Source organism: Klebsiella sp. GB_Kp056 (assembly GCF_040064755.1).
GTDB lineage: Bacteria > Pseudomonadota > Gammaproteobacteria > Enterobacterales > Enterobacteriaceae > Klebsiella > Klebsiella quasipneumoniae.
This window is the reverse complement of record NZ_JBEAJA010000038.1, coordinates 79404-100612: the sequence shown is the minus strand read 5'-3', so window position 1 is coordinate 100612 and position 21209 is coordinate 79404. Positions and strand designations below refer to the sequence as shown.

Below are 21209 nucleotides of genomic sequence, written 5' to 3'. Positions count from 1 at the left end.
GCCCCAATCATAACGATCGGGGCTGTATTATTTAGTTTACGCTAGCGGGCTGCGTTAATTACGCATCGCCACCGAAGCGACGGCGACCGGCAGAGTCATCGCGGCGCGGCGCGGATGCATCGTCACGACGCGGCGCACGGCCTTCACGACGTTCGCCGCTGAAACGACGACCATCACCACGACCACCTTCACGACGCTCGCCACCGAAGCCACGACCGCCTTCACGACGCTCACCGCCGAAGCTACGACCGCCTTCACGACGTTCACCGCCGCCACGACGTTCGGTGCGCGGCTGCGCATCGCCCAGCAGCTGCATGTTCATCGGCTTGTTCAGGATGCGGGTACGAGTAAAGTGCTGCAGCACTTCGCCCGGCATCCCTTTCGGCAGTTCGATGGTAGAGTGAGAAGCGAACAGCTTAATGTTACCGATGTAACGGCTGCTGATATCGCCTTCGTTAGCGATCGCGCCAACGATATGACGTACTTCAACACCGTCATCGCGACCCACTTCAATGCGATACAGTTCCATATCGCCTACGTCACGACGCTCACGCTTCGGACGATCTTCGCGATCGCCACGCGGAGCGCGGTCGTTGCGGTCGCCACGACGCTCGAAGCGATCGTCACGGTCGCGGAACTCGCGCTTAGGACGCATCGGCGCATCCGGCGGCACGATCAGCGAGCGTTCGCCCTGGGCCATTTTCAGCAGCGCAGCAGCCAGCGTTTCCACGTCCAGCTCTTCGCCTTCCGCTGTCGGCTGGATTTTCGCCAGCAGCGCACGGTACTGGTCCAGATCGCTGCTTTCCAGCTGTTGCTGGACTTTCGCGGCGAATTTTTCCAGACGACGTTTGCTCAGCAGCTCTGCGTTCGGCAGTTCAACTTCCGGAATGGTCAGCTTCATCGTACGTTCGATGTTGCGCAGCAGACGACGCTCGCGGTTCTCAACGAACAGCAGCGCGCGGCCGGCGCGGCCCGCACGACCGGTACGGCCGATACGGTGAACGTAAGACTCGGAATCCATCGGGATGTCGTAGTTCACCACTAGGCTGATACGCTCAACGTCCAGACCACGGGCTGCAACGTCAGTCGCAATCAGGATATCCAGACGACCGTCTTTCAGACGCTCCAGGGTCTGCTCACGCAGCGCCTGGTTCATGTCGCCGTTCAGCGCCGCGCTGTTGTAGCCGTTACGCTCCAGCGCTTCAGCCACTTCCAGGGTCGCGTTTTTGGTACGGACGAAGATAATCGCCGCATCAAAATCTTCCGCTTCCAGGAAACGCACCAGCGCTTCGTTTTTACGCATGCCGTAGGCAGTCCAGTAGCTCTGGCTGATGTCCGGACGAGTCGTCACGCTGGACTGAATACGCACTTCCTGCGGCTCTTTCATAAAGCGGCGGGTAATGCGACGGATCGCTTCCGGCATGGTGGCGGAGAACAGCGCGGTCTGATGCCCTTCCGGGATCTGCGCCATAATGGTTTCTACGTCTTCGATAAAGCCCATGCGCAGCATTTCATCTGCTTCATCCAGTACCAGGCCGCTCAGTTTAGAGAGGTCCAGGGTGCCGCGCTTCAGGTGGTCCAGCAGACGACCCGGGGTACCGACAACGATCTGCGGACCCTGACGCAGGGCGCGCAGCTGCACGTCATAACGCTGGCCGCCGTACAGGGCAACCACGTTTACGCCGCGCATATGTTTAGAGAATTCCGTCATTGCTTCAGCAACCTGTACCGCCAGCTCGCGGGTCGGCGCCAGCACCAGGATCTGTGGTGCTCTCAGCTCAGGATCGATGTTGTTCAGCAGCGGTAAAGAGAACGCTGCGGTTTTACCGCTACCGGTCTGGGCCATACCCAGAACGTCGCGGCCGTCCAGCAGATGCGGAATGCACTCAGCCTGGATCGGAGATGGTTTTTCGTAACCCAGATCGGTAAGCGCTTCAAGGATAGGAGCCTTCAGGCCCAGATCTGCAAAAGTGGTTTCGAATTCAGCCATGTAGTACGTGTGCCTCAAAATTAATGGCGGCCAGTCTACATAACTCATCGTGAAAATTTACGGTAATTTTCATTGAAAAGTGTGAACCGGCTCAAAGTAGGTGTATTAACGAACAACAACGCCCTCACCCGCGAAGGTGATGGCAAGCAAAAAACTATGGGCTGATGTGTTCGTCAGCTATTGCTGGTCCGATTCTGCCAGGTCATCTTGCTCCTGGCCCAAGAGCGATAATTCCAACAATGCGTATCGGTGCTCAACGTAGTTATGTACGTTGTTGGCGACCGCCAGTTTGAACAGTGCCGTAGCGCTGTCCTTGTCCCCCAGACTTAGGTAGTACTTACCTAAATAGAAGTTGGTTTCACTGAGATGCTCAGCGAGCGAGGTGTTATCCGTTGCGTCTGCCTTCAGACGAGTCATCAGCTCTTTTTCGCTAATGTCGCCAAGGTAGAACTCGACAATGTTCCATCCCCATTGCTCTTTGTCCGACTTGTCTAAGCGCTCTCTGAGTGCTTCAAGCGCCCGCTTCTCGTCGAGTTTACGCTCGGCGATATAAAGCCACAGGCTACGGAAAGGATCATTGGGATCGTCTTGATAAAACGCCAGCAGATCATCTTGCGCTAACTTAGCCCGGCCGCCGTAATACAGGGCGATACCGCGGTTCAAGTGCGCGTAGTTGTAAGTTGGATCAAGCTCAAGTACAGAATCAAACGCTTCATAGGCAGCATCAAAATTGCCTGCCTGCGTTAAGTAAATGCCTAAGTAATTGAATACTTCAGGCATATCGGGTCGGATTGCCAGCGCTTGTGAAAAATCATTTCGCGCTAATGCCCTCAGACCGAGACTATCATACAACACTCCGCGCTCATATAAAAGCTGTGCGCGTTCGTCATCGGATAAAGCCCGACTGGCAAGAATTTGTTCCATACGTGCCAGAATCACTTCTTGCTGTAAAGTCGGTTGCAATGGTACTGCGAGGACGGCGTCCTTACGCCAGGCGGTGCTACTGCATCCTGCCAGCGTGAGAGCTGTCGCCACGAAACACCAGCGCAAAAAAGGCTTCATTTCCCACTCCCGAAGACAACGATTGGATGAACGTCCTGTTCCCCGGCTGCAAACGAGGCGTCCTGCCCGTAAAACGCCCTCCGCAAAAGCGGAGGGCTAACGGCAACCTTACTCGCCCTGCTCGGCAGCCGGAACTTCCGGCGCTGCGGCAGACGGAGTCTGTTCAGTTGCTTCTTTGATGCTCAGACGGACACGGCCCTGGCGGTCAACTTCCAGAACCTTAACCGGTACTTCCTGACCCATCTGCAGGTAGTCAGTCACTTTCTCAACGCGCTTGTCGGCGATCTGCGAGATGTGAACCAGACCTTCTTTACCGCCGCCGATGGCAACGAACGCGCCAAAGTCAACGATACGGGTCACTTTACCATTGTAGATACGGCCAACTTCGATCTCAGCGGTGATCTCTTCGATACGACGGATAGCATGTTGTGCTTTGTCGCCATCGGTCGCTGCGATCTTCACGGTACCGTCATCTTCGATTTCGATGGTGGTGCCGGTCTCTTCGGTCAGGGCACGGATAACAGAACCGCCTTTACCAATAACGTCTTTGATCTTGTCCGGGTTGATCTTGATGGTGTGGATACGCGGTGCGAATTCAGAGATGTCGCCGCGCGGCGCGTTAATCGCCTGCTCCATCACGCCCAGGATGTGCAGACGCGCACCTTTAGCCTGGTTCAATGCAACCTGCATGATTTCTTTGGTGATACCTTCAATTTTGATATCCATCTGCAGCGCAGAGATACCGTCGCGGGAACCCGCTACTTTGAAGTCCATATCGCCAAGGTGGTCTTCGTCACCGAGGATGTCAGACAGCACGACGAAGTTGTCGCCTTCTTTCACCAGGCCCATGGCGATACCCGCCACGGCGGCTTTCACCGGCACACCAGCGTCCATCAGCGCCAGAGAGGCACCACAGACGGAAGCCATGGAAGAAGAGCCGTTGGATTCGGTGATTTCAGACACCACGCGAACGGTGTACGGGAATTCGTCGATAGTCGGCATCACGGCCAGAACGCCGCGCTTAGCCAGACGACCGTGACCGATTTCACGACGCTTCGGAGATCCCACCATGCCAGTTTCGCCTACGGAGTACGGAGGGAAGTTGTAGTGGAACAGGAAGGAGTCGGTACGCTCGCCCATCAGTTCGTCGATGTTCTGCGCATCGCGTGCGGTACCCAGAGTCGCGGTAACCAGCGCCTGCGTTTCGCCACGGGTGAACAGTGCGGAACCGTGAGTACGCGGCAGAACGCCGGTACGAACGTCCAGACCACGGATCATATCTTTTTCGCGGCCATCGATACGCGGCTCACCGGCCAGCACGCGGCTACGAACCACGTTTTTCTCGATAGCGTGCAGGATTTCACCCAGTTCGTTAGCGTCCAGGGTTTCATCTTCTGCAACCAGCGTAGCGATGGTTTCAGATTTGATCACATCAACCTGAGCGTAACGCTCTTGTTTGTCGGTGATACGGTAAGCATCGCTCAGGCGGGATTCAGCCAGCGCAGCCACGCGCGCGTTCAGCGCTTCGTTGACGGCTTCCGGCTGCCAGTCCCAACGCGGTTTACCGGCTTCTTTCACCAGGTCGTTGATGTTCTGAATAACAATCTGCTGCTGCTCGTGGCCAAAGACCACCGCGCCCAGCATCTGGTCTTCGCTCAGCAGTTCCGCTTCGGATTCCACCATCAGCACGGCCGCTTCGGTACCGGCAACCACCAGATCCAGTTTGCTGGACTTCAGCTCTTCCTGGGTTGGGTTCAGTACGTACTGGTCGTTGATGTAACCCACGCGCGCGGCGCCGATTGGGCCATTGAACGGAATACCAGACAGGGACAGCGCTGCGGAAGCGCCGATCATCGCGACGATATCCGGGTTAACCTGCGGGTTAACGGAAACCACGGTGGCGATAACCTGAACTTCGTTAACGAAGCCTTCCGGGAACAGCGGGCGAACCGGGCGGTCAATCAGACGCGCGATCAGGGTTTCGCCTTCGCTTGGGCGGCCTTCACGACGGAAGAAACCACCCGGGATTTTACCGGCAGCGTAGGTACGCTCCTGGTAGTTAACCGTCAGCGGGAAAAAGTCCTGGCCTGGCTTCGCTTTTTTCTGGCCCACTACGGTCACGAATACCGCAGTGTCATCCATGCTAACCATCACAGCGGCCGTTGCCTGGCGCGCCATCATGCCGGTTTCCAGGGTCACGGTATGCTGGCCGTACTGGAATTTACGAACGATCGGATTAAGCAAAATTCTATCCTTTTTATCTATAAATCACGCCATATCCACGACATAGCGTCTATTGACCCGATCCTCTGCATCCTCGCGACTAATGACAACCTTTACCCGCCCCTGCGGATGAAGCCTCTCATTAGCCGCGCGAACCTCTGCATGAAGATCATTACTAGCAACAATACATGAGTTTTGAATGAATTGCTGCCGCCCGGTCGAAAAAAGGGGCCGTCAGGCCCCTTTTTCTGAAACTCGCAGAATTAGCGACGCAGACCCAGACGCTCGATCAGCGCAGAGTAACGTGCAACATCTTTACGTTTCAGGTAGTCGAGCAGTTTACGACGCTGAGAAACCATGCGCAGCAGACCACGACGGCTGTGGTGATCTTTTTTGTGCTCTGCAAAGTGGCCCTGCAGGTGGTTGATCTGTGCAGTCAGCAGTGCAACCTGAACTTCGGTAGAACCGCTGTCGTTTTCGCCACGACCAAACTCAGAAACGATTTTTGCTTTAGCTTCAACGCTTAGAGACATTTTAGAACTCCAAAATTAAAAGAAAGAAAGGGTGCCGATCTCTAATTCAGCGACCCCTGATGCAACGCCCGAAAATGTTAAAACACTTTAGCGGACGTTAAGCGGCGATATTCTACTCGTAGCAGGCTTTTATCGCAAGAAAAGCGCTTACGCCGGGTATTCCACCACCAGACGACGCGGCGCCACGCGGCCTTCATCGTCAATTTCGCCCATGCCGAGAAACTTGCCGGATTCGCTTTCCATCACCCGCACCAGCCCGTTAAGCGGCGCGCCTGACTGACGTACCGGGTTGCCGTTTTTAAAGTAGACCGCGGAGGTCTCCGGGATCGTCACCAGCGGATAGTCCGACGCCGGGCTGTCCATCGGCATCAGCAGCGGATCGAGCAGCTGCGCGGCAGGAATATCCTGCGCCGCCGCCTGATCGACCAGCGCCTGCAGCTGCTCGAGGGTCACCATCCGCTCAACCGGGTATTTGCTCACCGCCAGGCGACGCAGGAAAATCACGTGCGCGCCGCAGCCGAGCTTCTCACCTAAATCATCGATAATCGTCCGGATGTAGGTGCCTTTCGAGCAGTGGATCTCCAGCTCCAGTTCATCGCCTTCATGGCGAATAAACAGCAGCTCATAAACGGTAATCGGCCGAGCTTCACGCGGGACCTCAATCCCCTGACGGGCATATTCGTACAGCTTCTTGCCCTGATATTTCAGCGCCGAATACATCGACGGCACCTGCTGCGTCTCGCCGCGGAAGCTGTCCAGCGCCGCCGCCAGCTGTTCGTCGCTAAAGGTCAGCGGGCGCTCTTCCACCACCTGGCCATCGGCATCGGAGGTATCGGTGCGCTGGCCAAGTTTAGCTATCACGCGGTAGCGCTTATCGGAGTCCAGCAGGTATTGGGAAAACTTGGTCGCTTCGCCAAGGCAGATCGGCAGCATACCGGTCGCCAGCGGATCCAGCGCGCCGGTGTGTCCGGCGCGGTTGGCGTTATATATACGCTTTACTTTCTGCAGCACATCGTTGCTGGAGGCGCCCTGAGGCTTATCCAGCAGCAATACGCCGTGCACGTCGCGGCCGCGACGACGAGGACGACTCATCAGTCCTCCTTGCTGTCGTCCGGGTTCACACGACGCTCATCGTCGTGTTTCACCACGCTGGTGACCAGGTTGGACATACGCATACCTTCCACCAGTGAGTTGTCGTAGAAGAAGGTCAGCTCCGGCACGATGCGCAGGCGCATCGCTTTCCCCAGCAAAGAGCGGATAAAGCCAGAGGCTTCCTGCAACGCTTTGATGCCCGCTTTCACTGCGGCTTCATCTTTGTCGTTGAGGAAGGTGACATACACCTTGGCATAGGCCAGGTCACGGGACATTTCCACACCGGAAACGGTGGTCATCATGCCCAGACGCGGGTCTTTGATTTCACGCTGCAGGATGATAGCAATCTCTTTTTGCATCTCCTGGGCCACGCGCTGCGGGCGACCAAATTCTTTCGCCATAATAAATTCTCCAGAATAAAGACAAAAAAGGGGCCTAAAGCCCCTTTTTAAAATGATTGCCGGGTGGCGCTTCGCTTCCCCGGCGGCTTAGCCATCCGATGATTAATCGATGCTACGCTGGATTTCGATGATTTCGAACACTTCGATCATATCGCCAACGCGAACGTCGTTGTAGTTCTTCACACCGATACCACATTCCATGCCGTTACGGACTTCGTTAACGTCATCTTTGAAGCGGCGCAGGGATTCCAGCTCGCCTTCATAGATAACCACGTTGTCACGCAGCACGCGGATTGGGTTGTGACGTTTGATCGTCCCTTCGGTAACCATACAGCCCGCGATGGCGCCGAATTTCGGCGATTTAAAGACATCACGCACTTCAGCCAGACCGATGATCTGCTGTTTCAGTTCCGGAGACAGCATGCCGCTCATCGCCGCTTTCACTTCGTCGATCAGGTTATAGATGACGGAGTAGTAACGCAGATCCAGGCTTTCCGCTTCGATAACTTTACGCGCAGAGGCATCGGCACGAACGTTGAAGCCAACCAGAATCGCGTTGGATGCTGCAGCCAGGGTGGCGTCGGTTTCGGTGATACCACCTACGCCGGAACCGATGATCTTCACTTTCACTTCGTCGGTAGACAGTTTCAGTAAGGAATCGGAAATCGCTTCGACAGAACCCTGTACGTCCGCTTTCAGCACGATGTTCACTTCGTGAACTTCGCCTTCGGTCATGTTAGCGAACATGTTTTCCAGTTTAGATTTCTGCTGACGCGCCAGCTTAACTTCACGGAATTTGCCCTGACGATACAGCGCCACTTCACGCGCTTTTTTCTCGTCACGAACCACGGTCACTTCATCACCGGCAGCCGGCACACCGGACAGGCCGAGGATTTCCACCGGAATGGACGGACCCGCTTCCAGCACTTCGCGACCCAGTTCGTCACGCATCGCACGCACACGACCGTATTCGAAGCCGCACAGAACGATATCGCCCTTGTGCAGAGTACCTTCGCGAACCAGAACGGTAGCGACCGGACCACGACCTTTATCAAGGAAGGATTCGATCACCGCGCCGCTCGCCATCCCGTTACGGACCGCTTTCAGCTCGAGTACTTCAGCCTGCAGCAGGATCGCGTCCAGCAGGTCGTCGATACCGGTACCGGCTTTCGCGGAGACGTGGACGAACTGGCTCTCGCCGCCCCACTCTTCCGGCAGGATGCCGTACTGGGACAGTTCGTTCTTCACACGGTCCGGATCGGCTTCAGGCTTATCGATCTTGTTCACCGCAACCACCACCGGCACCTGCGCCGCTTTGGCGTGCTGGATAGCTTCGATAGTCTGCGGCATCACGCCGTCGTCTGCCGCCACCACCAGAACCACGATATCCGTCGCCTGCGCACCACGAGCACGCATGGAGGTAAACGCGGCGTGGCCCGGGGTATCCAGGAAGGTGATCATGCCGTTGTCGGTTTCTACATGGTAAGCACCGATGTGCTGGGTAATACCACCCGCTTCGCCGGAGGCAACCTTAGTGGAACGAATGTAGTCCAGCAGCGAGGTTTTACCGTGGTCAACGTGACCCATGATGGTCACAACCGGTGCGCGCGGTTCAGCCGCCGCGCCGGTGTCACGGTCGCTCATTACCGCTTCTTCCAGCTCGTTTTCACGACGCAGGATAACTTTGTGGCCCATCTCTTCGGCAACCAGCTGTGCGGTTTCCTGGTCGATGACCTGGTTGATGGTCGCCATGGCGCCCAGCTTCATCATCGCTTTGATGACCTGCGAACCTTTCACCGCCATCTTGTTAGCCAGTTCGCCAACGGTGATGGTTTCGCCGATCACGACGTCACGGTTAACGGCCTGCGCCGGCTTCTGGAAGCCCTGCTGCAGAGCGGAACCTTTACGGTGCTTACCGCCTTTGCCGCCGCGAACGGCCGCACGGGCTTCTTCACGATCGGCTTTAGATTCAGCGTGTTTGTTGCCTTTCTTCGCCGGACGCGCCGCTTTGCTGCTACGGCTGCGGCTGCGGCCGCCTTCGACTTCACGATCGTTATCATCTTCAGCCTGACGTGCATGCTGTGATGTGGTGACGTGATAGTCGCTGGTGTCTTCCGGGCTGTCTGAAGTTTCAGACCAATTTTTTTCGTTTTCTTCTGCCATACGGCGTGCTTCTTCCGCTACACGGCGCGCTTCTTCTTCAAGTTTGCGGCGTGCTTCTTCTTCCGATTTGCGCTTCAGTTCCGCGGCTTCGTTCTCGCGACGGATCTTTTCAGCCTGGGCGGTTTTGGTCATTTCGTCGGTATGTTGATTGCTCACTTTGTCTTTTTCCGCAGCTTCACGTTTCGCTTTATCAGCGACTTCACGTTTAGCTTGTTCTGCGGCCTCACGTTCAGCTTTTAATTGCGCCTCGCGTTTCGCTGCTTCTTCAGCTTCACGACGGGCCTGCTCTTCCGCTTCACGCTGCGCCTGCTCTTCCGCGGCCAGGCGTTCAGCCTCTTGCGGATCGCGTTTCACAAAGGTGCGTTTCTTGCGGACTTCGATTTGTACCGATTTACTCTTTCCACCGGTACCTGGAATATTCAACGTACTGCGCGTCTTACGCTGTAACGTCAGCTTGTCTGGCGCCGAACCGTGCTCACGGTTCAGGTGCGTCAACAAAGTTTGTTTCTCTTGCGAGGTCACAGAATCATCAGCCGTTTTGCGGATGCCTGCGTCAGCAAATTGCTGTATCAGGCGATCCACAGAGGTCTGAATCTCTGAGGCCAGCGCTTTAATAGTCACATCTGTCATGCTGTTCCTTCCTGCTACAGTTTATTACGCTTCGTCGCCGAACCAACAAATGTTGCGAGCGGCCATGATGAGCTCGCCAGCTTTCTCGTCGGTCATCCCTTCGATATCAGCCAGGTCATCAACGCCCTGCTCGGCGAGATCTTCCAGCGTACAAACACCACGGGCAGCCAGTTTGAATGCCAGGGCACGATCCAGACCTTCGAGATTCAACAGATCATCGGCAGGTTTGTTATCTCCCAGGCTTTCTTCCTGAGCCAGCGCCAGCGTAGTCAGTGCGTTTTTCGCACGCTCACGAAGTGCTTCAACGGTGGCTTCATCCAGACCGTCGATTTCCAGCAGTTCTTTCATCGGCACATAGGCCAGCTCTTCCAGTGAGGAGAAGCCTTCTTCAACCAGCACTGTCGCGAAATCTTCATCAATATCGAGATATTTGGTGAAGGTATCGATAGCGGCATGCGCTTCCGCCTGGTGCTTAGCCTGCAGATCGTCAACGGTCATCACGTTGAGTTCCCAGCCGCTAAGCTGCGAGGCCAGGCGGACGTTCTGACCGTTACGGCCAATCGCCTGCGCCAGGTTGCCCGCTTCTACCGCGATATCCATGGTGTGTTTATCTTCATCCACCACGATGGACGCGACGTCTGCCGGCGCCATAGCGTTAATCACGAACTGCGCCGGGTTATCATCCCAGAGGACGATATCGATACGCTCGCCGCCCAGCTCGGTGGATACCGCCTGCACGCGCGCGCCGCGCATACCGACGCAAGCGCCAACCGGGTCGATACGCTTGTCGTTGGTTTTCACCGCGATTTTGGCACGAGAGCCCGGATCGCGAGCTGCCGCTTTGATCTCCAGCACTTCTTCACCGATTTCCGGCACTTCGATGCGGAACAGTTCGATCAGCATCTCAGGTTTGGAACGGGTCACGAACAGCTGGGCGCCACGCGCTTCCGGACGGACGGCGTACAGTACGCCGCGAATGCGGTCGCCCGGACGGAAGTTTTCACGCGGCAGCATATCTTCACGCAGGATCACGGCTTCAGCGTTGTTGCCCAGATCCAGAGTGATGTTGTCGCGGTTCACTTTTTTCACCACGCCGGTGATGATCTCACCTTCGTGCTCGCGGAACTGATCGACCACCATCGCGCGCTCGGCTTCGCGAACTTTCTGCACGATAACCTGTTTAGCGGTCTGGGTGGTGATGCGGTCGAAGGTGACAGATTCAATCTGATCTTCGACGTAGTCGCCGACGTTCATGCTTTCATCTTCGAAACGCGCGGCTTCCAGCGTGATCTCGCGCGTCGGCTGGGTGACTTCTTCTACAACCAGCCAGCGACGGAAAGTGTCGAAATCGCCACTCTTGCGGTCGATTTCAACGCGAACGTCGATCTCTTGTTCGTATTTTTTCTTGGTGGCCGTTGCCAGCGCGCTTTCCAGCGCTTCGAAAATTTTCTCACGCGGCAGCGCTTTTTCGTTGGAAACGGCTTCAACAACAGCCAAAATTTCTTTGTTCATCGGGGCCTTTCACCTCAATCCAGACTGTTAAAAGTGGGGAACCAGGTTCGCCTTCTGGATGTTACTCAGCGCGAACACTTCATCTTTGCCTTCGACGGTTACCGTGATCATTTCACCGTCTACCGCTTTGATAATGCCCTGCCATTTGCGACGGTTCTGAACCGCCATGCGCAGCACCAGCGCAACTTCTTCGCCAGTGAAACGTTGATAGTGTTCGGCGGTGAACATCGGACGGTCGAGACCAGGCGAAGAGACTTCCAGGTTGTAAGCGACAGTGATCGGGTCTTCGACATCCATGACGGCGCTTACCTGGTGGCTCACATCAGCACAATCATCAACGTTGATGCCATCTTCACTATCAATATAGATGCGCAGTGTGGATGTGCGACCGCGAATAAATTCGATGCCGACCAGCTCAAAGCCAAGCGCTTCAACCGGCGCAGTGAGCATCTCTGTCAATTTTTGCTCTAATGTGGACAAACCCACCCCCAAGACATAAAAAAAGGGCGTATAGCCCAGTTATTCTGAAGTCAGATAACAAAAAACCCCGATAAATCGGGGCTTTAGATAACTGAACCCTGAGATCGCCATGGCGATCTGGAACACCTTCCGCAAGAATTCTTTCAAATTCGGCTACGAAGGACACCTAGTCCTCACAGTATATTTGAAAAAGTACTTAATGGGAAAGTGGTTGCGGGGGCCGGATTTGAACCGACGACCTTCGGGTTATGAGCCCGACGAGCTACCAGGCTGCTCCACCCCGCGCCTGAAACGTGGCATATTTTACTCTTTTTGAGCAAAAGACGCAAATACTGCTGGGATTTGGTACCGAAGACGGGACATAAAATCGGGATGAATTGTAACGACAATTAGTATATTTTGTCAACATGCATTTTATCGCCCCCGATTGCCGTTTGTGCTGGTATTTCAGGCTTTTTTAGCAAAAAGATGATGAAGCCCTTCCTGTCACCAGTAAAAGATGGTTAAATGAATACTCACAATTAATGCATAAAAATGCAGTTAAGGTTGTTGAGTCGAACTCACCACAGTCTATCGAGCAGGGTTTTATTTTATGACGACGATTCTCAAGCATCTCCCGGTTGGTCAACGTATTGGTATCGCTTTCTCTGGTGGACTGGATACCAGCGCCGCGCTGTTATGGATGCGCAAAAAAGGCGCCGTGCCTTATGCATATACCGCTAACCTGGGTCAACCGGACGAAGACGATTACGATGCTATTCCGCGCCGCGCGAAAGAGTACGGCGCCGAAGGCGCCCGTCTGATCGACTGCCGCAAACAGCTGGTCGCAGAAGGGATCGCCGCGATTCAGTGTGGCGCTTTCCATAACACCACCGGCGGGTTGACCTACTTCAACACCACGCCGCTGGGCCGCGCGGTCACCGGCACCATGCTGGTAGCGGCAATGAAAGAAGACGGCGTCAACATCTGGGGCGATGGCAGCACCTATAAAGGCAACGATATCGAACGTTTCTATCGCTACGGCCTGCTGACCAACGCTGAACTGCAGATCTACAAACCGTGGCTGGACAGCGATTTCATCAATGAACTCGGCGGCCGTCACGAAATGTCCGAATTTATGATCGCTTGCGGCTTTGACTACAAGATGTCGGTCGAGAAAGCCTATTCCACCGACTCCAACATGCTCGGCGCTACCCACGAAGCGAAAGATCTGGAGTTTCTGAATTCCAGCGTCAAGATCGTCAACCCGATTATGGGCGTGAAGTTCTGGGACGAAAACGTGAAGATCCCTGCGGAAGAGGTCACCGTACGCTTTGAGCAGGGTCACCCGGTAGCGCTTAATGGCAAAACCTTCGCCGATGACGTCGAGATGATGCTGGAAGCCAACCGCATCGGCGGTCGTCACGGCCTGGGCATGAGCGACCAGATCGAAAACCGGATTATCGAAGCGAAAAGCCGCGGCATTTATGAAGCCCCGGGGATGGCGCTGCTGCATATCGCTTATGAGCGTCTGCTGACCGGTATTCATAACGAAGATACTATTGAGCAATATCACGCTCACGGTCGCCAGCTGGGCCGTCTGCTGTATCAGGGCCGCTGGTTCGATTCCCAGGCGCTGATGCTGCGTGATTCGCTGCAGCGCTGGGTCGCCAGCCAGATCACCGGCGAAGTCACCCTTGAGCTGCGTCGCGGCAACGACTACTCGATCCTCAATACGGTATCAGACAACCTGACCTATAAAGCAGAGCGTCTGACCATGGAAAAAGGCGATTCCATGTTTACCGCTGAAGACCGTATCGGCCAGCTGACCATGCGTAATCTGGATATCACCGATACCCGCGAGAAGCTGTTCGGCTACGCGCAGTCTGGCCTGCTGAGCGCCTCCTCAGCGACGGGTTTACCGCAGGTTGAAAATCTGGAAAACAAAGGCAAATAATCGCCTGACGATGTTTGCTCTCTGCCGGCGGCTCTCCGCCGGCTTTTTTATTTTTTGTTACCAGTCCGCACCAGAAAATTCGAAAAGAGGCATTATTTCCTTATCGCCTGGTCAGCAAAATTGTTGACTATAATATCCTCAATTGATTAATTCGTATCTGGTGATAAACATCATGAATATTAAACCGCCTATCAGGCCGCAGAAGGCCATTGACCGATTGATCGATGTGCTTGAGCCACACGCGACGCCCGTTAACGCGATCGCCAGAAAAAGACTCACGTGGGAATATAAAGGCAAAACCCAGCTCTTTATTTTTAAAAAAGGCGAGTTGTCGATTATTCGTAATTCCGACAGGCTCTTGATGGTGACCGTCTATGAACCCCACCTTTTCGGCGTGGCGGAAATGCTGCAGCCCAGCCGCAGTCATAGCCTGCGTGCAGAGGTCTCATCCGAGCTGCTGCGTATCGACTCCGATCTGGCGTCGGCGCTATTTCGTCAGCATAATCTGTGGGAAGAAGTGACAATCCTGCTGGCCTATCATACCTCGTATATGGTGTATCGTGACGATTTGGTCTTGCAACAGCGAACCTATTCGGTGATCCGTAACCATCTGCTGGAAATGATGCTCTTAACTGAAGAGACACGACAGCGCGTATCTATTCTTGAATATATTCAGGACCGGACTCATCTCTCACGCAGCAGTATTCTTAATGTCTTGTCAGCCTTAAAGAAAGGCGGTTATATTGCCTTTGCCCGGGGGGGTTATTTACAAAGCATTGCCTCACTTCCTGAAAAATTCTGACTCGCGCCAACCTCTGTCATTTGTGGCTATTCATCTCACAGCTGAAGTTGTTTAAATTTAAACCAATAAACGCTAACGGTAACAAAAAAATAATTTTAAGCTAACTACCTGAGTTACCGGAGGACATCCTGTGCCGGGCACGACCAGCAGACAGCCATACAAGGCGTGCATCGCCGGGCCTGCGCAGGTGCAGGATATGCCGCCGGCAATCGGCCAGGCGTGAGCAGCGGTAGCGGGAGTTGATCCCCTCTCCTACCGCCTGCTCGACCATAACGATGAGATCCAAAAACCCGTTAATTTTGCCCGAACACCCGTATCGGGCTTTTTTTTATCTGAAGGAATTCAACAATGAAGTCTATTGCTCCAAAAATGGTAGCCCTGATGATCGCTGTGGGGGCCAGCGGCGCCGCCTGCGCATCCGTTAATCTGCATGGTGAAGCCGGTAGCGAGTTTACCAATCTGTCTGCCAGCTTTGGCGCCGGGGAACCTGGAATGACGTTCAATACCCAGTGGGCGCATAGTGACAATGACGGCGACACCATTGGACTGGGTATGGGTTATAACTTCAACCTCGGGCCTTTCCTGATGACGCTGGGCGGTAAAGGCATCTATCTGAACCCTAAAGATGGGGATGAAGGCTACGCCATCGCCGCGGGTGGCGGAGCAGAGCTCCCTCTCGGCCAGTACTTCACGCTCTTCGGTGAGGGCTATTACTCGCCGGACTCGATGTCCAGCGGCGTCGATGATTATGTGGAGGCCAATGCCGGGGTACGCCTTAACGTGCTGCCGTCGCTGAATATCGAAGCAGGCTATCGATATATCGATATGGCGGGGAAAGACGGCCATCGCGACAACACCCTCGCCGACGGGGCCTACGCCGGGGTTAACTTCCGCTTTTAATCCATGCACAGGGATTGCCATCCGGCAGTCCCTGCTTCATTCTTAACTGGCCTGCGGCACGCTTTTCAGTACGCGGTTAATCTCCTGCAGGCCAGCAACATTATTCTCTTTGCGGTAAACCTCATTCATAGACGCCATCTGCTCCAGGCGGGTCAGAGCGCCATACACCTGATACGCCTCGCTGTGTCTGTCGAACACATCGCGGCGCTCAACATCCTGCAGATAATGGCTTTTCAATGAATGGTTAAGGCGGCCAATCAGTGCCGTATTGTCCTGGAAATAGCGCGTCACCGCCTGGGCATTGTTCGCTGCAACGCCAGGCTCACTGTATGATACCGGTACGGTTAGCGCATTAATCGTCTCCACCGTTTTGGATGGCGATGTTGAACTGCATCCCGCTAAACCGAGCGCGCCGGCGACGATAAGCAACCCGATCTTGTTCATTGTGTCACTTCACCTCTGTTGATTAGACGTGGCGACTTTAACGACAGTAAAAGGCGGGAGCCAGTGAAGAGATGTTTATTAATAAATGACCGGCGGGGATAAAAACAAAAAAAGACGCTTTTCAGCGTCTTTTTTCTGGAATATTGGTACCGAGGATGGGACTCGAACCCACAAGCCCGTTAGGGCACTACCACCTCAAGGTAGCGTGTCTACCAATTCCACCACCTCGGTACAGAATACTTAGTGCGGGATATCGCTGGTCGGCTGAGCCGGCGCAGTTGGCTGAGTTTGCTCTGTTTTCGGCGCGCTCAGGTTATCCCACTCACTTCCTTTACTGGTCTTGTTGCTGTTGATGTTACCCAGCGCCAGACTGATGATGAAGAACAGCGCAGCCAGGATGCCGGTCATACGGGTCATGAAGTTACCAGAACCGCTGGACCCAAACAGTGTGCCGGAAGCGCCTGCACCGAAGGAGGCTCCCATATCAGCGCCTTTACCTTGCTGCAGCATAACCAGACCTACGAGGCCAATCGCTACAATAAGGAAAACAACCAAAAGAGCTTCGTACATAATCAACCTGTTCCTTGCGGATTCGCCGCATACCAAGTGCTTCGACCAATAAAGCGGGACGTTTTAACGTTTCCCACTGAAGCGGGTGTGAATACTAACCAAAGCGAATGACCTTCGCAAGGGCAATTTCGACACATTGTATCAACTGCAGAAAAAAACAGCAAAAAGCCGGTATTCGATCATAAAAAAGGCGGCAAGCGCCGCCTTTTTAACCACTTAGCCGACAAGCTTAGACGCTTTTTACCGCTTCGGCGATGCGATGCGCAAACTCGTGCACCTGATCTTCATGCTCGCCTTCCACCATGACGCGGATCAGCGGTTCCGTACCCGATTTACGCAGCAGGACGCGGCCACGCTTACCTAACGCCGCTTCCACTTCTGCGGTCACCGCTTTGACATGCTCATTCTCCAGAGGGTTACCGCTGCCCTCGGTAAAGCGCACATTCACCAGCAGCTGAGGGAACATCTTCATGCCGCTGCACAGGTCATGCAGGCTCATGTGGTTACGTACCATCGCCGCAACCACCTGCAAACTGGCGACGATGCCATCGCCGGTGGTGGTTTTATCCAGCAGGATCACATGGCCGGAGTTTTCCGCACCGATGCGCCAGCCTTTTTCCTGGAGCATCTCCAGCACATAGCGGTCACCCACCTTAGCGCGGGCAAACGGGATGCCCAGCTGCTTGAGCGCCAGCTCCAGGCCCATATTGCTCATCAGCGTACCGACGGCGCCGCCGCGCAGCTGTCCCTGACGCAGCCCTTCCCGGGCGATGATGTAGAGGATCTGGTCGCCATCGACTTTATTGCCTTCGTGGTCAACCATGATCACCCGATCGCCATCGCCATCGTAGGCAATGCCCAAATCGGCTTTTTCCGCCAGCACGCGCGCCTGCAGCGCCCGCACGTCGGTGGCCCCGACCTCTTCGTTGATGTTGAGGCCGTCAGGCTCGCAGCCCATCGCGATAACCTGGGCGCCCAGCTCGCGGAAAACATTGGGCGCGATGTGGTAGGTTGCGCCGTGCGCACAGTCCACCACCACTTTCAGCGTGGAGAGGCTCAGTTCGTTAGGAAAGGTGCCTTTACAAAACTCAATGTAGCGGCCCGCGGCATCGACGATGCGGCTGGCTTTACCCAGCTCAGCCGAGTCCACACAGGTGAGTTCTTTCTCCATTTCGGCTTCAATCGCCTCTTCCACATCATCCGGCAGCTTGGTGCCCTCAATGGAGAAGAACTTGATGCCGTTGTCGTAGAAGGGGTTATGTGAAGCGGAGATGACGATCCCCGCCTCGGCGCGAAAGGCGCGCGTCAGGTAGGCGATCGCCGGCGTTGGCATTGGCCCGGTGAACGACGCAGAGAGCCCCGCTGCCGCAAGCCCGGCTTCCAGCGCCGATTCCAGCATATAGCCCGAAATACGGGTATCCTTGCCGATGATAATTTTACGCGAGCCGTGACGCGCTAACACTTTGCCCGCCGCCCAGCCGAGCTTAAGCACAAATTCCGGAGTGATCGGCGCATCGCCGACGCGGCCACGAATACCATCGGTGCCAAAATACTTGCGGTTACTCATAACGTTTTTTTCCCTTAGCGGCGAGAGTGGCTTCCACCACGCGCAGCGCTTCTACCGTTTCTTTGACATCATGGACGCGGATAATCTGCGCGCCCTGCATTGCTGCAATGACGGCACACGCCAGGCTGCCGTTCAGCCGTTCCGACGGCCCGACGTTCAGCAACTGACCTACCATCGACTTACGCGACATACCGACCAGCAGCGGCAGACCAAAGTGATGAAACTCTCCCAGCCTGGCCAGCAGTTGATAATTGTGGGTGAGATTTTTACCGAAACCGAATCCCGGGTCGAGCAGCAATTTTTCTTTTGCGATCCCTGCCTGTTCGCAGCGCACGATGTGTTCATTAAAAAAGCGCTCCACATCGGCGAAGACATCCTCATACTTCGGCGCCTCCTGCATGGTTTTCGGCTGTCCCTGCATATGCATCAGACACACCGGCAGCCCGGTGTCCGCCGCAGCCTGCAGCGCGCCGGGTTCGGTCAGCGAACGAATATCGTTAATGATATGCGCCCCTGCCCGGGCGGATTCGCGGATAACCTCCGCTTTGGAGGTATCCACGGAGATCCACACCTCAAAGCGCTGGGCGATAGCCTCCACCACCGGGATCACCCGCGCAAGCTCCTCTTCCACGCTAACCTCAGCCGCCCCTGGCCGCGTCGATTCACCGCCGATATCAATGATGGTCGCCCCGGCGTTGATCATCAGATTGGCATGCTTCACCGCCTCAATCAGCGAATTATGGGCGCCGCCATCGGAGAAGGAGTCAGGCGTCACATTAAGAATACCCATCACGTGGGGGTGAGAGAGATCGAGGGTTGAGCCCTGGGCTACAAGTTTCATCACAAAATCCCTGAGACTGAAGAGGTTAAAAAAGAAAAACCCCGGAGCGGGCGCCCCGGGGTTTTAAGGTTAAAACAAGACATCAACAGCGGCAGCTTATTTGTCGCCCAGCTGCTCTGACATGGTGTTGCCCGGGTTCGGCGTACGCGGTTCATCGACCGGACGCGGCGCACGAGGCGTGCCATTGTTGTCAGAGTTGTTAGAAGAACCGGGTTCTTCCCAACCCGCTGGCGGACGAACATCGCGACGAGCCATCAGGTCGTCAATCTGCGGCGCATCGATGGTCTCATACTTCATGAGCGCATCTTTCATCGCGTGCAGAATGTCCATGTTGTCGTTCAGCAGCTGGCGAGCACGACCGTAGTTACGCTCAATCAGCGATTTCACTTCCTGGTCGATGATACGCGCGGTTTCATCGGACATATGCTTCGCTTTCGCGACGCTGCGGCCGAGGAACACTTCACCCTCTTCTTCCGCGTACAGCAGCGGACCAAGTTTGTCGGAGAAGCCCCACTGGGTCACCATGTTACGCGCCAGGTTCGTCGCCACTTTAATGTCGTTAGACGCGCCGGTAGAAACATGTTCCGGACCGTAGATAATCTCTTCCGCCAGACGACCGCCGTACAGGGTGGAGATCTGACTTTCCAGTTTCTGACGGCTGGCGCTGATCGCATCGCCTTCCGGCAGGAAGAAGGTCACACCCAGCGCACGACCGCGCGGGATAATCGTCACTTTGTGCACCGGATCGTGCTCCGGCACCAGACGACCGATAATCGCGTGGCCCGCTTCGTGGTAAGCGGTGGACTCTTTCTGCGCTTCCGTCATCACCATGGAGCGGCGTTCCGCACCCATCATGATTTTGTCTTTCGCTTTTTCGAACTCAACCATCGATACGACGCGTTTGTTGCCGCGGGCAGCAAACAGGGCCGCTTCGTTGACCAGGTTGGCCAGGTCCGCACCAGAGAAGCCAGGGGTACCGCGAGCAATGATTGCCGCATCGATATCCGGCGCCAGCGGAACGCGACGCATATGCACTTTCAGGATCTGCTCACGACCGCGAACATCCGGCAGGCCAACCACCACCTGGCGGTCAAAACGGCCCGGACGCAGCAGCGCGGGGTCAAGAACGTCCGGACGGTTAGTCGCCGCGATAACGATAATACCTTCGTTACCTTCGAAGCCGTCCATCTCAACCAGCATCTGGTTCAGGGTCTGCTCACGTTCATCGTGACCACCGCCAAGACCGGCGCCACGCTGGCGGCCGACGGCGTCGATTTCATCGATGAAGATGATGCAAGGCGCTGCTTTCTTAGCCTGTTCGAACATGTCACGCACACGGGATGCACCAACACCGACGAACATTTCTACGAAGTCAGAACCGGAAATAGTAAAGAACGGCACTTTTGCTTCGCCAGCGATCGCTTTCGCCAGCAGCGTTTTACCGGTACCCGGAGGACCGACCATCAGGACGCCTTTCGGGATCTTACCGCCCAGTTTCTGGAAGCGGCTCGGCTCACGCAGGTATTCCACCAGTTCGCCGACTTCCTCTTTCGCTTCGTCACACCCGGCAACGTCAGCAAAAGTGGTTTTGATCTGATCTTCCGTCAGCATACGGGCTTTGCTTTTGCCGAAGGACATCGCGCCCTTTCCGCCGCCGCCCTGCATTTGCCGCATAAAAAAGATCCAGACGCCGATCAACAGCAGCATTGGGAACCAGGAGATGAAGATGGAAGCCAGCAGGCTTGGCTCTTCTGGTGGTTCACCAACAACTTTGACGTTTTTAGTCAACAGGTTATCGAGCAGCTTCGGATCGTTAACCGGAATGTAAGTCGTGTAACGGTTACTATCTTTCTTGGTAACGTTGATCTCACGTCCGTTGATACGCGCTTCGCGAACCTGGTCCTGATTGACCTCTTGCAGGAAGGTAGAATAATCCACCTTGCGGCCATTCGACTCGCTGGGCCCAAAGCTCTGGAATACTGACATCAGCACAACGGCAATGACCAGCCAGAGTATTAGGTTTTTCGCCATGTCACTCAAGGGATTAACCTCTTATTACAACT

Annotated in this window: 18 protein-coding genes and 2 tRNA genes; 3 read left to right on the top strand and 17 right to left on the bottom strand. The window is 55.3% G+C overall.

The features are described from left to right. Positions 1–58 precede the first annotated feature (58 nt). The 11 genes from deaD to ABLV52_RS05780 form a co-directional block, all read right to left on the bottom strand. Complete coding sequence (gene deaD, locus ABLV52_RS05830; RefSeq protein ID WP_348890139.1) at positions 59–1990, bottom strand: ATP-dependent RNA helicase DeaD; 1932 nt, start codon at positions 1988–1990, stop codon at positions 59–61. Beyond that, entirely contained in the window at positions 1983–2063 is an 81-nt protein-coding gene (gene yrbN, locus ABLV52_RS05825) for a protein YrbN (RefSeq protein WP_085903200.1), read from the bottom strand. Before yrbN ends, deaD begins: the two co-directional genes overlap by 8 nt. Before the next feature lie 104 nt (positions 2064–2167). Beyond that, positions 2168–3052 carry a lipoprotein NlpI gene (gene nlpI, locus ABLV52_RS05820; RefSeq protein ID WP_004206169.1) on the bottom strand — a complete coding sequence of 295 codons (885 nt, stop codon included), beginning with the start codon at positions 3050–3052 and terminating at the stop codon, positions 2168–2170. 108 nt (positions 3053–3160) lie between these two features. Further along, the gene (gene pnp, locus ABLV52_RS05815) at positions 3161–5296 is read right to left on the bottom strand and encodes a polyribonucleotide nucleotidyltransferase (RefSeq protein WP_023291115.1); all 2136 of its coding nucleotides are present in this window, start codon (positions 5294–5296) and stop codon (positions 3161–3163) included. A gap of 242 nt (positions 5297–5538) precedes the next feature. Beyond that, positions 5539–5808 carry a 30S ribosomal protein S15 gene (gene rpsO, locus ABLV52_RS05810; RefSeq protein ID WP_002918244.1) on the bottom strand — a complete coding sequence of 90 codons (270 nt, stop codon included), beginning with the start codon at positions 5806–5808 and terminating at the stop codon, positions 5539–5541. A gap of 147 nt (positions 5809–5955) precedes the next feature. After that, on the bottom strand, positions 5956–6900 hold the full coding sequence (truB, locus tag ABLV52_RS05805; protein WP_023291116.1) for a tRNA pseudouridine(55) synthase TruB: 945 nt from the start codon (positions 6898–6900) through the stop codon (positions 5956–5958). Continuing rightward, a complete protein-coding gene (gene rbfA, locus ABLV52_RS05800; RefSeq protein WP_002918248.1) occupies positions 6900–7301 on the bottom strand; it encodes a 30S ribosome-binding factor RbfA in 402 nt (133 codons plus the stop codon). The genes truB and rbfA overlap by 1 nt, the downstream gene beginning before the upstream one ends. Positions 7302–7403: 102 nt before the next feature. Then, positions 7404–10094 carry a translation initiation factor IF-2 gene (gene infB, locus ABLV52_RS05795; RefSeq protein WP_023291117.1) on the bottom strand — a complete coding sequence of 897 codons (2691 nt, stop codon included), beginning with the start codon at positions 10092–10094 and terminating at the stop codon, positions 7404–7406. Between the two features lie 24 nt (positions 10095–10118). Beyond that, complete coding sequence (nusA, locus tag ABLV52_RS05790) at positions 10119–11606, bottom strand: transcription termination factor NusA (RefSeq protein ID WP_002918252.1); 1488 nt, start codon at positions 11604–11606, stop codon at positions 10119–10121. A 27-nt stretch (positions 11607–11633) separates the two neighbouring features. Beyond that, entirely contained in the window at positions 11634–12086 is a 453-nt protein-coding gene (rimP, locus tag ABLV52_RS05785; protein WP_002918364.1) for a ribosome maturation factor RimP, read from the bottom strand. A gap of 208 nt (positions 12087–12294) precedes the next feature. Next, a tRNA-Met gene (locus ABLV52_RS05780) sits at positions 12295–12371 on the bottom strand. Positions 12372–12678: 307 nt separating this feature from the next. On the opposite strand from ABLV52_RS05780, the gene argG reads away from it, so the two are divergent. The 3 genes from argG (at position 12679) to ABLV52_RS05765 (ending at position 15724) form a co-directional block, all read left to right on the top strand. Continuing rightward, positions 12679–14022: an argininosuccinate synthase gene (argG, locus tag ABLV52_RS05775; RefSeq protein WP_004144895.1), complete on the top strand. Its 1344-nt coding sequence runs from the start codon at positions 12679–12681 to the stop codon at positions 14020–14022. Between the two features lie 172 nt (positions 14023–14194). Then, entirely contained in the window at positions 14195–14824 is a 630-nt protein-coding gene (locus ABLV52_RS05770; protein ID WP_348890137.1) for a helix-turn-helix domain-containing protein, read from the top strand. A gap of 348 nt (positions 14825–15172) precedes the next feature. Further along, the gene (locus ABLV52_RS05765; protein WP_032454172.1) at positions 15173–15724 is read left to right on the top strand and encodes a YfaZ family outer membrane protein; all 552 of its coding nucleotides are present in this window, start codon (positions 15173–15175) and stop codon (positions 15722–15724) included. 42 nt (positions 15725–15766) lie between these two features. Here the strand turns inward: ABLV52_RS05765 and ABLV52_RS05760 are convergent, their stop codons facing one another. From ABLV52_RS05760 to ftsH, 6 genes are all read right to left on the bottom strand, one after another. Then, positions 15767–16015, bottom strand: coding sequence for a hypothetical protein (locus ABLV52_RS05760; RefSeq protein WP_072420646.1), 249 nt, complete (start codon positions 16013–16015; stop codon positions 15767–15769). A 297-nt stretch (positions 16016–16312) separates the two neighbouring features. Beyond that, positions 16313–16399: transfer RNA gene (locus ABLV52_RS05755), tRNA-Leu, on the bottom strand. Positions 16400–16408: 9 nt separating this feature from the next. Further along, positions 16409–16738: a preprotein translocase subunit SecG gene (secG, locus tag ABLV52_RS05750; RefSeq protein WP_002918369.1), complete on the bottom strand. Its 330-nt coding sequence runs from the start codon at positions 16736–16738 to the stop codon at positions 16409–16411. Between the two features lie 229 nt (positions 16739–16967). After that, positions 16968–18305 (bottom strand): phosphoglucosamine mutase, encoded by a 1338-nt coding sequence (gene glmM / locus ABLV52_RS05745; RefSeq protein WP_004206179.1) that lies wholly within the window; start codon positions 18303–18305, stop codon positions 16968–16970. Then, entirely contained in the window at positions 18298–19146 is an 849-nt protein-coding gene (gene folP, locus ABLV52_RS05740) for a dihydropteroate synthase (RefSeq protein WP_182962423.1), read from the bottom strand. Before folP ends, glmM begins: the two co-directional genes overlap by 8 nt. Positions 19147–19242: 96 nt before the next feature. Then, entirely contained in the window at positions 19243–21177 is a 1935-nt protein-coding gene (gene ftsH, locus ABLV52_RS05735) for an ATP-dependent zinc metalloprotease FtsH (RefSeq protein WP_004206183.1), read from the bottom strand. Positions 21178–21209 lie beyond the last annotated feature (32 nt).

Excerpts from the sequence above, each read along its gene's own strand:
- deaD (WP_348890139.1), bottom strand. The coding sequence starts at position 1,990 with ATGGCTGAATTCGAAACCACTTTTGCAGATCTGGGCCTGAAGGCTCCT.
- yrbN (WP_085903200.1), bottom strand. The coding sequence starts at position 2,063 with ATGAAAATTACCGTAAATTTTCACGATGAGTTATGTAGACTGGCCGCC.
- nlpI (WP_004206169.1), bottom strand. The coding sequence starts at position 3,052 with ATGAAGCCTTTTTTGCGCTGGTGTTTCGTGGCGACAGCTCTCACGCTG.
- rpsO (WP_002918244.1), bottom strand. The coding sequence starts at position 5,808 with ATGTCTCTAAGCGTTGAAGCTAAAGCAAAAATCGTTTCTGAGTTTGGT.
- truB (WP_023291116.1), bottom strand. The coding sequence starts at position 6,900 with ATGAGTCGTCCTCGTCGTCGCGGCCGCGACGTGCACGGCGTATTGCTG.
- rbfA (WP_002918248.1), bottom strand. The coding sequence starts at position 7,301 with ATGGCGAAAGAATTTGGTCGCCCGCAGCGCGTGGCCCAGGAGATGCAA.
- infB (WP_023291117.1), bottom strand. The coding sequence starts at position 10,094 with ATGACAGATGTGACTATTAAAGCGCTGGCCTCAGAGATTCAGACCTCT.
- nusA (WP_002918252.1), bottom strand. The coding sequence starts at position 11,606 with ATGAACAAAGAAATTTTGGCTGTTGTTGAAGCCGTTTCCAACGAAAAA.
- argG (WP_004144895.1), top strand. The coding sequence starts at position 12,679 with ATGACGACGATTCTCAAGCATCTCCCGGTTGGTCAACGTATTGGTATC.
- ABLV52_RS05770 (WP_348890137.1), top strand. The coding sequence starts at position 14,195 with ATGAATATTAAACCGCCTATCAGGCCGCAGAAGGCCATTGACCGATTG.
- ABLV52_RS05765 (WP_032454172.1), top strand. The coding sequence starts at position 15,173 with ATGAAGTCTATTGCTCCAAAAATGGTAGCCCTGATGATCGCTGTGGGG.
- secG (WP_002918369.1), bottom strand. The coding sequence starts at position 16,738 with ATGTACGAAGCTCTTTTGGTTGTTTTCCTTATTGTAGCGATTGGCCTC.
- glmM (WP_004206179.1), bottom strand. The coding sequence starts at position 18,305 with ATGAGTAACCGCAAGTATTTTGGCACCGATGGTATTCGTGGCCGCGTC.
- folP (WP_182962423.1), bottom strand. The coding sequence starts at position 19,146 with ATGAAACTTGTAGCCCAGGGCTCAACCCTCGATCTCTCTCACCCCCAC.
- ftsH (WP_004206183.1), bottom strand. The coding sequence starts at position 21,177 with ATGGCGAAAAACCTAATACTCTGGCTGGTCATTGCCGTTGTGCTGATG.